Here is a 13542-nt window from a genome sequence, read left to right as displayed (position 1 = left end):
AGGTCGTTACAGGCGTGATTTCGGCGATCCAGTCAATGTACTGAAATCGCGTGACAATTACCTGATGTCAGACGTCGAGCTTGGCCGGGAAACCAGGCGCACGAAGGTCGGTCCCGACCGCATCTTCCAGAAGCTTGACGATCATGGTCGACCAGGCGCTGCCGCCATAGGTGTTCTTGCCTTGTTCGAATATGGCGTTGACGCGCGAGGCGAGCTCGAGCGGCACGCCGAATTTCTCGGCCATGCCCAGTGCGAAGCCCAGGTCCTTCAATGCGAGGTCCATGGTGAAACCGATGTCGTAGGAGCCGTTCAGCACCAGCTGACTCTCGGTCTCGTGGACGAAGCTGTTGCCGGACGAGGCTGATATGGCGTGGTAGGACTGGGCAAGATCCAGCCCGCCCTTCCTGGCCAGCATGAGCGCTTCGCCGGCAGCGATAAGATGGATGAAGGCCAGCATGTTGGTGATGACCTTGATCACCGCCGCCGAACCGATCGGCCCCATCAGGAACGACCTTGCGCACATCGCCTCGATGGCCGGACGGTGGCGCTTATAGAGTGCCCGATCGCCGCCGACCGGTGCGGTGATCGTGCCGACGGCCGCCAGATGCACGCCGCCAGTAACTGGACATTCGAGCGTCTCGACGCCATTTGCCGAAGCCAGGGATGCAAGGCGCACAATCTCGTCTTGGCCATTGGTCGACATCTCGATCCAGCTTCCGCCCATGGGCAGGCCTTCGAGCAATCCGCCGCGACCGGCCAGCACCGCCTCGCTGATATCAGGCGACGGCAGGCATGTGATGGCGTTGCCGGCCAGGGCGGCTGCCTCGGCTGGGCTCTTTGCGGCGGTCGCGCCGAGCGTCAACAGGCGTTCGACAGCCGCGGGATCGCGGTTGAAGACGGTGATGGTGAAACCATTGCGGATCAGGCTGGCGGCGAGGTGACCGCCGAGATGGCCAAGGCCGATGAAGGCGTAACGCTCGCGCGCGCTCACGACATCAACGGCGTCTGCATCATCTGCAGATGCAGGTCCGTGCCGGTCCAGGGATGCGCCTCGCAGACGGCTTCGTCGAGCTCGACGCCAAGGCCTGGTTCCTTCGACGGAATGACGTTGCCGTCCTGCCACTCGATCTTCTTCTTTAGCAGCTTTTCGTGAAAACCGTCCCACTGCTTCAGCGATTCCAGGATGAGGAAGTTGGGCAAGGTCACGGCTAGCTGGATGTTGGCCGCACCGACGATCGGCCCGCAATAGCAGTGCGGTGCGATCTGGATGTGATAGGCCTCGGCCATGGCGGCGATCTTCTTGGTTTCGAGAATACCGCCGGAGCGGCCGAGGTCAGGTTGCAAAATGGTCGCCGCGCGGTTCTCGATGACGCGGGCGAATTCGAACTTGGTCGTCAGCCGTTCGCCGGTGGCAATCGGGATCGACGTGCCACGCGCCACCTGTGCCATCACTTCCGGCATGTCGGGCGGCACCGGTTCCTCGAACCACAGCGGGTCGTAAGGTTCGATGGCGCGGGCCATGCGCAACGCGCCCGATGCGGTGAACTGGCCGTGCGTGCCGAACAGGATGTCAGCACTTGTGCCGACCGCCTCGCGGATCGCCTTGACCATGCGGGCGGAGAGATCGATGTCGACGAGACGCGGCTGGTGACCGTCAAAGGCGGTGTAGGGGCCGGCCGGATCGAGCTTGACGGCATTAAAACCCTGCTCGACATATTCGAGCGCGCATTCGGCCGCCATGTCAGGGTCGTTGTAGACGTTCTTGCCGCGTGCATCCTCGGAGTGGACGCTGCCGCTATGCGGGTAGAGGTAGGTATAGGAACGCAGCGTTTCGTGCACCTGCCCGCCGAGCAGCTTGTAGACCGGCTTGCCGGCCTCCTTGCCGATAATGTCCCAGCATGCCATTTCGAGCGCCGAGAAACAGCCCATGCCGGAAACGTCTGGGCGCTGGGTGAAGCCGGACGAATAGGCGCGGCGGAAGAAGTTCTCGATGTCGTGCGGATCGCGGCCGACGAGGTAGCGCTCGGCCATGTCCTCGACCATCCTGGCGGTGACATGGGCCGAGAAGGTGGCGTTGTAGGCCTCGCCATAGCCGACCACGCCGCCGTCGGTGGTGAGCTTGACGAAGATGAAATACTTGCCGCCGATGCCGGGCGGCGGATTGCCGACAACCCAGGTCTTCACCTCGGTGATTTTCATTTTTGATCCTCCAGAACCAGTTCGGCGCCCTTCCATCCGGTCATGATCGAGGCGGCGTTGGTGTTGCCGGTGATGTTATCGGGAAAGATCGAGGCGTCGATGACGCGCAAGCCGGCGAGGCCGTGAACTGTCAGGCGCGGGTCGACAACGGCGCGCGCAGCGTCCGGTCCCATGCGACATGTCGAGACCGGGTGGTAGACGGTGCCCGAACGTTTCCTGAAATCCTGAATGAGATCCGCGTCCGAGGTGATTGACGGGCCCGGCAAGACCTCTTCCTCGATGATCTCGGCCATCGCCGGCATGGCGGCGATCTTCCGGGTGAACTTCACCGCCGCCAGCATTTCGGCGATATCAGCCTCGGTCGAAAAGGCATTGGCGACGATCTTCGGATAATCGCGCGGATTGGCGGAGCGGATCATGATCTCGCCACGGCTCGATGGACGGCAGTTGGACAGGCCGATGGAAAAGCCCGGCCACGGATCTGGGGTCAGGATCGGGCGCTCTCCGCTCTTCGGGACGACGGTCGAGAACGCCTGGAAATAAAGCTGCATGTTGGGCCGTGAAAGAGCCGGGTCGGTGCGGAAAAAGCCGCCGGCATTGTTCATCGACAGCGACAGCGGGCCGGAGCGCAAGAGGACATATTGCATGCCGACCATGAGCTTGCCCCACCACGGGCGCAGAATCTGGTTGAGCGTCGGCAGCCGACCCTTGAAGGTGTAGTTGATGCCGACATGGTCCTGCAGGTTCGCCCCGACATTCTCATTGGCGTGGACGACGGGAATGCCGAGCGCGCCAAGGAGCGCCGACGGGCCGACCCCGGAAAGCTGAAGCAACTGGGGGGAATTGATCGAGCCGCCCGACAGGATGACCTCGCGGCCGGCGCGGGCAGTTTTCGTCTCACCGTTCTGCAGGTACTCGATGCCAACGGCGCGCTTGCCCTCGAACAGGATCCTGGTCACCAGCGCATTGATCTCGACGCGGACATTGTTTCGCTTCATCGCCGGCCGCAGGAAGGCGCGGGCAGCCGACATGCGGCGGCCGCTTTTGGTGGTGATCTGATAGATGCCGGCGCCTTCCTGGGAGGCGCCGTTGAAGTCCGGGTTGAACGGCAGGCCGGCCTGATTGGCGGCCGCCAGATAGCGCTTGGTGAGCGGATGGACTGAGGTCGAGCAGTCGGTGATGTGCAGCGGACCGCCAACACCGCGCCACTGGTCGGCGCCGGCCTGATTGTCTTCCAGCGCCTTGAAGGCAGGCAGCAGGTCATCGAAGCCCCAGCCGGGATTGCCGGCCGCTGCCCAAGCGTCGAAGTCCTCGCGCGCGCCGCGGATCCAGACCATGGCGTTGATCGAGCTCGAGCCGCCGAGCAGCTTGCCGCGCGGCCAGTGGTCGACATTGCCGGCGAGCCCCGGGTCCGGCTCGGTCTTGTAGTTCCAGTTGACCGCCGGGTCGAAGAAGGTCTTGCCGTAGCCGAGCGGCATCTGGACGTAGAAACGCCGGTCGGTGCCGCCGGCTTCGATCACCAACACCGAGAAGCGGCCGGAAGCCGACAGTCTTTCGGCCAGAACCGAACCGGCCGAGCCGGAGCCGACGATGATAAAATCATAGGTCTGCATGGTGGCTGCGGTCGGCTCCGAATTTTCGCTCAACCTAGACGCCGCAAGCCGCCGCGATCACCGGAGCTTGCGGCATCGCCTGTGAAAAAAGCGACCGGTACTTCGTTTGCATTCGGTGCCCTGCCTGAAGCGGCCTTTGCCTCATGGATAAGCGTCGGAGCATCATACGCCATCATCAGCATTTTGCTTGAAATCATAACGCATGATCGGGCGGGCTGGCACCCTGCGAGCGACGACCCTGAACCCGGCACGAGCGAAGGTGGAGGCGTATCCACTGCCGGAAGCGCTCGGCGATACATCGGCATCAAAAGGATAGGCCTCAAGCGAAGGGGCATCTGCGCGCCTTGCGGCTTCCAGCGCCGCTGCGATCAGGTGGGATGTGATGCCTTGCCGGCGGTATCCTTTTCTTACGTAGAGGCAGGACAAGGACCAGACCGGCGCATCATCCACCCGCTTGAGCTGCCACAGCCGATCGAGCCAGGGCACGGCATCGCGCGGTGTCACCTGGCACCAGCCGACAGCAGTACCGCCGTCGAAAGCAAGTACGCCTGGGGAGGGACCATGCTCGACGGCTTGCCGGAATGCGGCCTTGTTTTCCTCGCCTGGTCGCTTTCGATAAGAACTGCCGATACGCCCGTACATACACCAACAGCGACTGCAGACGGCGCTCTCCCTGAACAGGTCCTCGAGCGCGGGCCATAGATCTGGCGTCAGAGGGCGAGAGGTAAGTTTCATGTCAGCTGCCTTTCTCAACTCACCGTGCGCAGTTTAGCACCTGGCTGTGCGCGTTGACGCATCGGTGCCATCCCGATACGGGAGAAGATCGATATCGAGGGGATTTGGGCGCATGGTGCATTACGCGGACGGGCGGCCGATTGGCGATCTGACGCTGAGGACGCTGGCCATGCCTTCGGACGCCAATGCAGCGGGCGACATTTTTGGCGGCTGGGTGATGGCACAGATGGATCTTGCCTGCGGCATCCGCGCCGCCGAGCGCGCCAGGGGCCGCGTGGTGACGGCGGCGGTGAAGGAAATGTCGTTCGCCAAGGCGATGAAGATCGGCGACACGCTGTGCATCTATACGCATGTCGAGCGCGTCGGCCGCACCTCGATGACGCTCAAGGTCGAGGCATGGGCGCAGCGCTACCTCTCCGACCTGATGGAGAAGGTCACTCATGCCGATTTCGTCATGGTGGCGCTGGACGGCGAAGGCAAGCCGAAGGCCGTTCCGGCGGAAAACTGATCGGCTGGATGCAGTCAGCTTAAAGTCGAACGGCAATGCCGCTGCCAGCCTCTCGCAATGAGACGCGAACAGCGACGGTGTGTGATGCTTTTCATATTCGCGTTCGCACATTTCTGTGACCATGGCGGCAGGACATAGGGAAAAGACAATGCGTCAACGACTGCTGAACGGCGCATTGGCAGGCGCTTGCAGCCTTGTTCTGCCTGTTGGCCGGGACCGCCTAAACCGGGTCAAACGAGACGAGGCCGCAGCCCGTTGCGCCGCCGAAAACCACACCTTCAAGCGGCAAGCGACCAGGTGCGGATTCTGCGTTGTAACGACGTGCCACACCGGCGCGATGAGCGTGAGCAATTGCGGCGAAGGGGCGGCCTGCGCCATCGACGGCAAGGTCGTCAATCGGGCCCGAAATCGAAGCGGATCGAAAGCCATCTGCGGGCTGGAATGCAGATGCAGCCGTAGAACTACGCTACGCGCCGTGCGCAAACCCTTGCAGCGCGAGAGTTTCAGGCATGAAGCCCATCGAACCTCGCCCGCGCGGCCTTGACCCGCTCGGTGTTCTTGCGCGCCCAGTCGCCGAGCGCGCCGACCGGCACAAGAAGCTCGTAACCAAGGTCGGTCAGTTCGTAGTCGACGCGCGGCGGAATGGTCGGGAACACGGTGCGGGTGACGAAGCCGTCGCGCTCAAGCCCGCGCAATGTGGTGGTCAGCATCTTCTGCGAAATGCCGCCGACGGCGCTGCGCAATTCGTTGAAGCGCAGCGGCCCGTCACCGAGCTTGCCGACGACGAGTACGGTCCATTTGTCGCCGACGCGCTGCAGGATTTCCGAGATGGCGCGGCAGTCCTCGGTGCGGTGCGGGTGCCTTGGTAACAAAAAGGTGCCTCCTTGCGCCTCGTGAGCGTAGTCACTCATATAGCTCAGGTATCTAAACGATACCAGAAATTCGCCTGAAGGAGAGCCCCTCTATGTCCAAACCCAAAATCGCCATTGTCGTCGGTTCGACCCGCGCCGCACGATTTGCCGACGTTCCGACCCAGTGGATCGCCAAGATCGCCAAATCGCATGCCGATATCGACGTGGAAGTGGTCGATCTGCGCGACTTCCCGCTGCCGTTCTTCGATGAGGTCGCATCGTCCGCCTGGGCGCCGTCGCAGAATGAGGTGGCAAAGCGCTGGCAGAAGAAGGTCGCCGAGTTCGACGGCTTCATCTTCACTGCCGCCGAATACAACCATGGCCCGACGGCCGTGTTGAAGAACGCGATCGACTACGCCGCCAATGAATGGAACAAGAAGCCGGCCGGTTTCGTCGGCTATGGCAGCGTCGGTGGCGCGCGTGCCGTCGAGCAGCTCAGATTGCATGCCGTCGAGCTGCAGATGGCGCCGGTCAAGTCGGCAGTCCATATTGCCTGGGGCGATTTCCTTGCCGTCCGGCAAGGTGAAAAGAAGCTCGAGGAGCTCGAGCACCTGAACCAGGCGGCGACTGCACTGGTCAACGACGTTGCATGGTGGGCCAAAGTGCTGAAGGCGGCGCGTCAGGCCGACGTGGTGGCCGAGGAAGTCAAGGCGGCCTGAACCGCAGACCGGAACAATCCTCCCAAGGATTCCGGGGCGGCGCTTGCGTCGCCCCTTTTTTATTCAGGCGATGGCTGGCTGGCGCGCCTGCCGAGGCTTGATGATGCAATCGGTAACGCGGTCCATTTCGTTCAGCTCATCCGCATGGTGCTGGCCCCACTCACAGAGCGCCAAAAGGATAGGCTCGAGGCTGAGGCCAAGGCGCGTCGCCGAATATTCGACGCGCGAGGGAATCTCGGCAAAGATCTCGCGTCTGATAAGGCCGTGTTCTTCCATTTCGCGAAGCTGCTGGATCAGCACTTTCTGCGTGATATCAGGCACCAGCGTCTTCAGCACCGACAGCCGCCGGGGCCCGTCGAAGAGATGATAGAGAATGACGGCCTTCCATCGGCCCGAAATCACCTTCAGCGCGCGTTCCGCCGGCAGCATGGGCAGTCTTTTGGTTGGCAGCCTCTTGGTCGGCCCCCTTTTGGTCGGCATGGCCATGGTCACCTCCTGGTCAGCAGGGGACAAATGAGTGTGTAGTCGCGATCAGGCAGATAGTGGCAAACAGCAGCCGATGCCATAGCGACGGGTGCATGCCATGAGAGCCATTCAACTGAACCGTTTCGGCGGTCCCGACGTCCTGGAGATCGTCGAGATGCCGAAGCCGCTGCCGCAAGCAGGCGAGGTGCTGATCCGCGTTCATGCGGCCGGCGTGAATTTCTTTGAAGTGCTGATGCGCGGGGATCGCTACGCGGTGACGCCGCAATTGCCGATGGTCCTCGGCGTCGAGGCTGCCGGCACAGTGGAGGCGTTTGGTCAAGGCGTGGACAGCTCGCTGTTTGGGACACACGTCGCGGCGCCGCTGTTCGCTTCGAAGCGCTCGTTTGGCGGCTATGCCGACTATGTGACGATCGACGCAAAGCTGGCCGTGCCTTTGCCCGACGCGCTCTCGTTCGAAGACGCGACGGCCTTGATGGTGCAGGGGCTGACGGCCTTTCATCTGCTGCGGCAAAGCCCGCCCGCCGGCAAGTCCGTGCTGGTCACTGCAGCTGCCGGTGGTGTCGGCTCGTTGCTTGTCCAGCTCGCCAAACGCCAGGGCGCCAGGGCCGTGATCGCGGCCGCCGGCAGCAGGGCCAAGCTCGATCTTGCCCTGTCGCTTGGAGCCAATGCCGCGGTCGACTACGGCATGTCGGATTGGCCCATGCGTGTGCGGGAAGCGGCAGGCGGCGCCGGCGTCGATATAATCTACGACATTGTCGGCGGCTCAATGACGGCGGCGTCGCTGCAGGCTCTCGCGCCTAGCGGAGAGCTGGTCTTTGCGGCGCTGGGCAGATACGCGCTCGGCGCCTCGGAACTGGAAGCGATGATCACCCGGAACCAGTCCCTGCGAGGTTTTGCCCTGCTGCCGCTGCTCTCTGCCGATCGCCTCAGGGCCAGCCTGTCGGAGCTTTTCCAGCTGGCAGCCAGCGGCCAGCTTGTCGTGACGCAAGGCGGCCGCTACCCGCTCGACCAGGCCAACGAAGCGCACCGCTCGCTGGAGGAGCGCCGCTCGACCGGCAAGGTCGTGCTGATACCTTGATTGGTGTGGTCGATTAACTGCTCACAGGCCAATCGTGGAACCCGTCCGCTTGCGCAGCATCTCGGCCATTCAAGTTAGCTCGGCCACTGCCTTAAACCGGACAATATAGGCGACCGCGCTGGGGGCCGGCATCCGAAACCGGTCATTCCGGAAGCTTCTTAGAAGCGGACACTTAGGATTAGGAGTCGCCTATTGCAGTCCGATGCGTCCCGCGGCCGACGAAACCTCGGACAAGAAGCTAAACCGCGTTGGAGATCACATCGAAGCAGTCCAACCTCCGCCGGGACAACGGCTCCTGATAAATAGTCCACGCATCGCCGGTATCCCGCCAGCGCCTGGGAAAATTTCAGCCATTGCTCGGTCAGGAAGACGCAGGTGTTCCGTCAGCACGCCTTTTATGATTGATCGCACGTCCGTCGTAGCAGCCAAGTCTGTTCCGCCATGAAGCAGGTCGGGAGCAAGACCGGGCCAGCGATTGCCGACCCGCCCGCCGGCAACGGCGCCACCCATTAACAATGTGACACTCGCGGCCCCGTGATCAGTGCCGCCGTCGGTGTTGGGCACCACGGAACGGCCGAACTCCGTGACCACCAGCACCGCCGTCCTGTTCCAGGCAGGCCCGGACGCTTGGGCAAACGCAATGAGACCCCGCGCCAGCCCATTCAAACTCCGCGCCAGCCGTCCGAAGTCCGCTCCCTGCGCCACATGCGTGTCGAAGCCGGCCACCTCGAGCATCGCGATCCGTGGTCCGCCCGTAGCTGACAGGGCAAGCGCCGCGCTCCTGGCCGCGTCGCCGAAGCGAACCGCTTCGCATGCGGCATGTTGTTCCAGCAGGCTTTCGCTGTCCTTTCCGCCGGACGGCCAAGTGCCCTTGGCGCAGAGGCGGACGAGGTCGAGCCGAGGATTGGCCAACGCAAGATCGGCCAGCATGTCCATCGATCGATCGGCCGGTCTGGCCTGCCACACCGCCTTCTGCCGGCACGACAGTACAGACGAAGCCCGGTCGAGCCATCCGGCGCTGCCGCCGTCGATATCGCCGTCGAACAGCGCCGCCTGGGCGGCCACGTGGGACCGGCCCGCATCCGGAATGGCGGTCGCGGGCACGATGAGCAACTCGCCGCACGAGTAGTAGGGCAGGAGGGGCCCGAGCGCCGGATGAAGCGCGAAGAGCCCGTCGAGCTTGAGCATCTCGGCGACGCCGGAGTTCGGGAACGGCGCGAGGGGCCCGCGCGCCGAGGCAAAATGCGGATCGCCGTAGGGCGACACGGCAGCTAATGCATCGAGCCCGCCGCGCAGGTGGACGAGCAGAAGGCGAGGATCTTCGTCCACAGGCGAGGCACCGGCCAGACGCACGCTACCGAACGCGGACGCCAAGGCGAAACCTTGGAGCGCTGCTCTTCGGGTCAGTTGCATTTGGGCTCGTCCGAACTTGGGTTCACCGGCGTACCCGCGGTCATATACCCTACCAGATCCGTATTCGGGATAAGACCTCCCGTTATCAGCGCCTTGTTAGTCGGCTGCGCGTTGCGAACCAAAAGGCCGGCAAGTGCCGGGGCTGCGAAAGATGTGCCCGAACAGATGTTCCTCCGGAGCTTTCTGTTTGGGCTCTTCCACAGTGACAGGACATTGACGCCCGGTTCGGCATAGGACGCGCCGAACGCCCCCCCGCGCCATAGCGTGTCGCACCAGGCGTTGCTGATGCCTTGGCATTTCCCAGGAGTTGCCACCTGAATATATTCGCTGTTGGAAGCCGACACGCTGTATATCGCTCCCACCTTATTTCCTGTCGTCACAGGCGAAAAATAAGTCGCCGCATTGGCCGGGAAGTAGGACTGTACCCAAGGGCCCTCTTCGTCCTCCGGGGGGTTGCCCGCCGCTACGACAACGCGCACCTGGCGGTCGGCGATCTGATAAAGAAGGGCGTCGAGAAATTTAAGATCTTGCAGCATGCTTCCGCGTCTGGTGCTCTCCAGATATAATGCACCCCAACTCACGTTCAGAATATCCCCAGCGACCGCGTTGTCCCGAACATGGCGAAGGGCGAGAAGAGGCGGGCCGATAATTTCGGTCTTCCGCTTACTGAAGGCCTTTACGATCTTGAGCGGGGCGTCGGGGCTGACACCAATCAGACCTACATACTGGTTGCCCTGCTGGACACGCTTTCCCCCGATAACTGCTGCCACCATCGTCCCGTGCCCGACCTTGTCGTCGAGGGTCGACACGGTCTGGCATGGGCTGCTCGTGCAATCGATGGCTTCCTGAACCTTGAGGAGCCCCGCGGTGACAACGTTCCAATCCACTCCGCTGTCGATGATCCATACGGTGGGCGATCCTGAAGCCACCGGCTGTGGCGACCCGACGACCCTGCAGACGCTGGGAGGGACAATGTCCGCAGTCGGCGAGGTGCCCAAGAGTTCCGGCCCCTCGCAGGTGGCACCATCGAACAGGTTCACCACGAAAGGATCCGGCTCCTCATATCCCCTGGAGCGCAGCTCTTCGATCTCGCTCTCGGAAAAGGTCCCCGTCACGATGCTGATGCCGATATCCGGCATATCCACCGCTTCCAGCTTGCCCTTGCCTGCGAAGAACTTGTTCAGCGCGTCGACATCCCTGCGGAACTCCTCCGCCCTGGCGATGTCGACGATGAAAGTCTTTTCGATGTCACCGCTGTCGGTGAAGCCCTCCTGGCTTGACGCTTCCGGTCCCACTGTTCCGACAGCGGCGAGGAGACAGCCGATCAACAGCACACGAAGTTGAGCAAGTATCATCGTGCATCCTCCAGCTGTCGTTACTGATACCGCGAGGATCAGAATGCTCCCAATACGGTTTTCTGTCCACGAAAACATTGAGTCGATGCGAGCATGCCACCTGCGCACTGCTTGCGACAGATGCAAAATGCGTTTAGGCTATTTGCATTGACCTCGGAGGGGAGCCTCGGCGATGCCCAGGGCAGAATTGAAGCCAGATCGGCAAGTCCAAGAGATCGGCGCAGCGATTGTAGGCGCCTGGCTCAAGCTTTTGCCGGCCTCGTCACGTATCTTGTCCATGGATTCAACAAATCCTCTAACAATTACCATTGATCGGCAGATTTTCGCCGTAGGTGATACTATAAGACTTCGCCCGGAAGCAGGCCGTGCTATCGGCGACATCAGGGTCCGGACCGCCGCCGCCGGAACCGCGCCACATTCGCAGACACTGACGATAGAAGATCTGAATGGGCAGTCTATCAACTACGGGGATGACCCTCTCGACGGGGGCGACGCGATCCCGGATGCTGCCGCCTATGCGGACCTGAAGCGTGATCTCAAGATCGCGTTGGAAGACATCGTGAAAGCGGGAGTATCTGTCGAAGTTCACCTGGACGAACCGAACTTGATCAATGTGGTGGTGCCCCAGGTGCCGATGGGGGTCCTGACCCGCGGCGATCTGATCGATTATCTCCACGACTATCACAAATACGCCCAGGGCCGTCACTATCATGACGAGCTTGCCACCGCCGTGCTCTTCGGCTGCAGATAGGATTTAATTGCCTATTCCGGAAGCCCTGCTTCCCTCAAACCCTTCAGCAAAGTGTTGCGATCCTCCTGCAACCGGTAAGGTTCCTTGGTGGCAAAACGCAGCGCGGAAAAGTCCGGCGCGCCTTGGAGAACGAGGGAGGCATACGTCTTCGCCTCCGCGCTTCGCCCGAGCAGGGCGCTGGCGGCCGCGAGATAGGCCTTTACCCAAACCGGCATGGTGGACGAGCGGCTCAGCGCCACGATGGCTGGCTCCAGCCGGTGGGCGATGAAGAGTGCGAGGCCACGAAATGGCCAGTACCAGGATGGCTCATAAAGTGGATCAAGCACCTGCGCCCGTTCAAACCATTGCAGGGCGTGTTCCGGCTCGCCGGAGAAAGTATGGAAAGTGCCGAGATAGGAGACCTGCTCGGGATCGTTCGGATTGAGGTCGAGGGCTCGTGCATAGAGCTGGGCCGCCACCTCGAAATCCCCTAGGTGGATAAGCACCCAACCCAGAATGTTCAGGCAGACCGGATCATTGGGCGACAGCGCAACAGCCTTCTTGGCGATCGAGAGCGCTTCCTCCAGAAGCTCGTCCGACGGGCCCATGTCGCGGAACCACTCGAGTTGCTTGACATGGGCGAGCTTGGCGTGCGCTCGCCCATATGCCGGATCGAGCTCGATCGCTCGTCGGTACAATCGGCTTGCCTCCGCCTCGGCTGAGACATCTCCCAACGGCAAGGCGTTTGCGCGAAGCACGCATTCGTAGGCGGCGAGGTTCGCTGGTGGCTTGCGCCGCGCCTTCTCGGCGCCCGCTGCCTTCAAGCGACCGACGACGGTTCCGACGATCTTCCTAATGAGTTCGTCCTGCACGTCGAAGATGTCCTGCTCGTCGCTGTCGTAGTGTTCGGCCCACAGTCCGTCGCCGGAGGCTGCGTCGACGAGCTCGCAGGAAATGCGCATACGCTTCCCCATTCGACGGATTCGCCCTGCGATGACGAAATCCACCCGGAGGTCAGCAGCGAGCGTGGTGTGGTCGACGTCTCCGAGCCGCGTCGAGGAGTAAAGCGACGCCACCGAAAGCTGGGTGAATCGTGTCAGTTCGGTAATGAGGTCTTCGGTGAAGCCGTCACTGAAATAGGGCTGCACATCGCCAGCGCTCGCGAATGCGCGTACTAGGATCGATGGCTTGTTCGATCGTGGTGATTCGGAGCCTGATCGAGGTGAAGCCCCGCTAGGCTTATTGAAGAGCGAGTAGACCGCAACGGGATGTGGAATGTTCTTAAGGTGGAATTCGCCCGAATATTCAAACGGCAGTTGCAGCTTGTCGCGGACTTCTTCACATACTTTGGCGGAAAGACAGATCCCGCCAGGGGCTGAGATCTGTTCCAGTCGTGCGGCTACATTCACACCGTCGCCGAACACATCGCCGTCGCTATCGACAATGATGTCGCCGAAATTGACGCCGATCCGGAGCGACATGCCCGACGACCGCCCCAAAGACCGGCTGACGAGAAGCTCCTGGACTTCGACCGCACTTCGCACCGCCTCGACGGCGCTGGAGAACTCCGCGATGATCCCGTCGCCAGCCGTCCTCACCACCCTGCCGTCATGTTGGATGATTCTCGGTGCGATGTCGTCGCGCAGGAGATCCCTTACACGCGCGAATGTACCTTCCTCGTCCCCGGCCATCAAAGCTGAGTAGCCGACCACGTCGGCGGCCAATATGGCCGAAAGGCGCCGCTTGAGATTGTTCTTGCCCGCGTTCACCACACTACCTCGGCGGTCCGACGTCCGGCGTTTACTTTAGCATCTTGAAATATTCCGCGGCAGTTTGCATCAAGTAATCGCGCGTG

13 protein-coding genes are annotated in these 13542 nt (G+C 62.1%); 4 read left to right on the top strand and 9 right to left on the bottom strand.

Features of this window, described 5'->3' with window-relative positions:
• Positions 1–67: 67 nt before the first annotated feature.
• From AC0L14_RS18950 to AC0L14_RS18935, 4 genes are all read right to left on the bottom strand, one after another.
• The gene (locus AC0L14_RS18950; RefSeq protein ID WP_473750377.1) at positions 68–991 is read right to left on the bottom strand and encodes an NAD(P)-dependent oxidoreductase; all 924 of its coding nucleotides are present in this window, start codon (positions 989–991) and stop codon (positions 68–70) included.
• Entirely contained in the window at positions 988–2199 is a 1212-nt protein-coding gene (locus AC0L14_RS18945; RefSeq protein ID WP_473750376.1) for a mandelate racemase/muconate lactonizing enzyme family protein, read from the bottom strand. Before AC0L14_RS18945 ends, AC0L14_RS18950 begins: the two co-directional genes overlap by 4 nt.
• Complete coding sequence (locus tag AC0L14_RS18940; protein ID WP_473750418.1) at positions 2196–3812, bottom strand: GMC family oxidoreductase; 1617 nt, start codon at positions 3810–3812, stop codon at positions 2196–2198. The genes AC0L14_RS18945 and AC0L14_RS18940 overlap by 4 nt, the downstream gene beginning before the upstream one ends.
• Before the next feature lie 162 nt (positions 3813–3974).
• Positions 3975–4454 carry a GNAT family N-acetyltransferase gene (locus tag AC0L14_RS18935; RefSeq protein WP_473750417.1) on the bottom strand — a complete coding sequence of 160 codons (480 nt, stop codon included), beginning with the start codon at positions 4452–4454 and terminating at the stop codon, positions 3975–3977.
• Positions 4455–4659: 205 nt separating this feature from the next.
• Between AC0L14_RS18935 and AC0L14_RS18930 the strand changes: the two genes are divergently transcribed.
• Positions 4660–5055 (top strand): acyl-CoA thioesterase, encoded by a 396-nt coding sequence (locus tag AC0L14_RS18930; RefSeq protein ID WP_473750375.1) that lies wholly within the window; start codon positions 4660–4662, stop codon positions 5053–5055.
• 503 nt (positions 5056–5558) lie between these two features.
• Here AC0L14_RS18930 and AC0L14_RS18925 read toward each other — a convergent pair.
• The gene (locus AC0L14_RS18925) at positions 5559–5927 is read right to left on the bottom strand and encodes a winged helix-turn-helix transcriptional regulator (RefSeq protein WP_167391288.1); all 369 of its coding nucleotides are present in this window, start codon (positions 5925–5927) and stop codon (positions 5559–5561) included.
• 92 nt (positions 5928–6019) lie between these two features.
• Here AC0L14_RS18925 and AC0L14_RS18920 point away from each other — a divergent pair, with 92 nt between their 5' ends.
• Positions 6020–6625, top strand: a complete 606-nt coding sequence (locus AC0L14_RS18920) for an NADPH-dependent FMN reductase (RefSeq protein WP_473750373.1) — start codon at positions 6020–6022, stop codon at positions 6623–6625.
• Positions 6626–6688: 63 nt separating this feature from the next.
• Here the strand turns inward: AC0L14_RS18920 and AC0L14_RS18915 are convergent, their stop codons facing one another.
• Positions 6689–7111 carry a winged helix-turn-helix transcriptional regulator gene (locus AC0L14_RS18915; protein ID WP_473750372.1) on the bottom strand — a complete coding sequence of 141 codons (423 nt, stop codon included), beginning with the start codon at positions 7109–7111 and terminating at the stop codon, positions 6689–6691.
• Between the two features lie 97 nt (positions 7112–7208).
• Between AC0L14_RS18915 and AC0L14_RS18910 the strand changes: the two genes are divergently transcribed.
• The gene (locus tag AC0L14_RS18910) at positions 7209–8189 is read left to right on the top strand and encodes a quinone oxidoreductase family protein (RefSeq protein WP_473750371.1); all 981 of its coding nucleotides are present in this window, start codon (positions 7209–7211) and stop codon (positions 8187–8189) included.
• A gap of 255 nt (positions 8190–8444) precedes the next feature.
• Here AC0L14_RS18910 and AC0L14_RS18905 read toward each other — a convergent pair whose 3' ends face one another.
• Both AC0L14_RS18905 and AC0L14_RS18900 read right to left on the bottom strand, forming a co-directional pair.
• Positions 8445–9518: a DUF1501 domain-containing protein gene (locus tag AC0L14_RS18905; RefSeq protein ID WP_473750370.1), complete on the bottom strand. Its 1074-nt coding sequence runs from the start codon at positions 9516–9518 to the stop codon at positions 8445–8447.
• 74 nt (positions 9519–9592) lie between these two features.
• On the bottom strand, positions 9593–10957 hold the full coding sequence (locus tag AC0L14_RS18900) for a S8 family serine peptidase (RefSeq protein WP_473750369.1): 1365 nt from the start codon (positions 10955–10957) through the stop codon (positions 9593–9595).
• Between the two features lie 172 nt (positions 10958–11129).
• On the opposite strand from AC0L14_RS18900, the gene AC0L14_RS18895 reads away from it, so the two are divergent.
• The gene (locus AC0L14_RS18895) at positions 11130–11708 is read left to right on the top strand and encodes a hypothetical protein (protein WP_473750367.1); all 579 of its coding nucleotides are present in this window, start codon (positions 11130–11132) and stop codon (positions 11706–11708) included.
• A gap of 11 nt (positions 11709–11719) precedes the next feature.
• Here AC0L14_RS18895 and AC0L14_RS18890 read toward each other — a convergent pair whose 3' ends face one another.
• The gene (locus AC0L14_RS18890; RefSeq protein ID WP_473750366.1) at positions 11720–13456 is read right to left on the bottom strand and encodes an adenylate/guanylate cyclase domain-containing protein; all 1737 of its coding nucleotides are present in this window, start codon (positions 13454–13456) and stop codon (positions 11720–11722) included.
• Positions 13457–13542 lie beyond the last annotated feature (86 nt).

It is taken from the genome of Mesorhizobium sp. WSM4841, from assembly GCF_055811515.1.
The sequence above is the reverse complement of the archived record's forward strand: the minus strand, read 5'-3'. Positions and strand labels throughout refer to the sequence as shown.

What these genes read in the sequence shown, in the direction of transcription:
- AC0L14_RS18940 (WP_473750418.1), bottom strand. Translation starts at nt 3,812, where the DNA reads ATGCAGACCTATGATTTTATCATCGTCGGCTCCGGCTCGGCCGGTTCG.
- AC0L14_RS18935 (WP_473750417.1), bottom strand. Translation starts at nt 4,454, where the DNA reads ATGTACGGGCGTATCGGCAGTTCTTATCGAAAGCGACCAGGCGAGGAA.
- AC0L14_RS18920 (WP_473750373.1), top strand. Translation starts at nt 6,020, where the DNA reads ATGTCCAAACCCAAAATCGCCATTGTCGTCGGTTCGACCCGCGCCGCA.
- AC0L14_RS18900 (WP_473750369.1), bottom strand. Translation starts at nt 10,957, where the DNA reads ATGATACTTGCTCAACTTCGTGTGCTGTTGATCGGCTGTCTCCTCGCC.
- AC0L14_RS18930 (WP_473750375.1), top strand. Translation starts at nt 4,660, where the DNA reads ATGGTGCATTACGCGGACGGGCGGCCGATTGGCGATCTGACGCTGAGG.
- AC0L14_RS18895 (WP_473750367.1), top strand. Translation starts at nt 11,130, where the DNA reads ATGCCCAGGGCAGAATTGAAGCCAGATCGGCAAGTCCAAGAGATCGGC.
- AC0L14_RS18910 (WP_473750371.1), top strand. Translation starts at nt 7,209, where the DNA reads ATGAGAGCCATTCAACTGAACCGTTTCGGCGGTCCCGACGTCCTGGAG.
- AC0L14_RS18945 (WP_473750376.1), bottom strand. Translation starts at nt 2,199, where the DNA reads ATGAAAATCACCGAGGTGAAGACCTGGGTTGTCGGCAATCCGCCGCCC.
- AC0L14_RS18915 (WP_473750372.1), bottom strand. Translation starts at nt 7,111, where the DNA reads ATGGCCATGCCGACCAAAAGGGGGCCGACCAAGAGGCTGCCAACCAAA.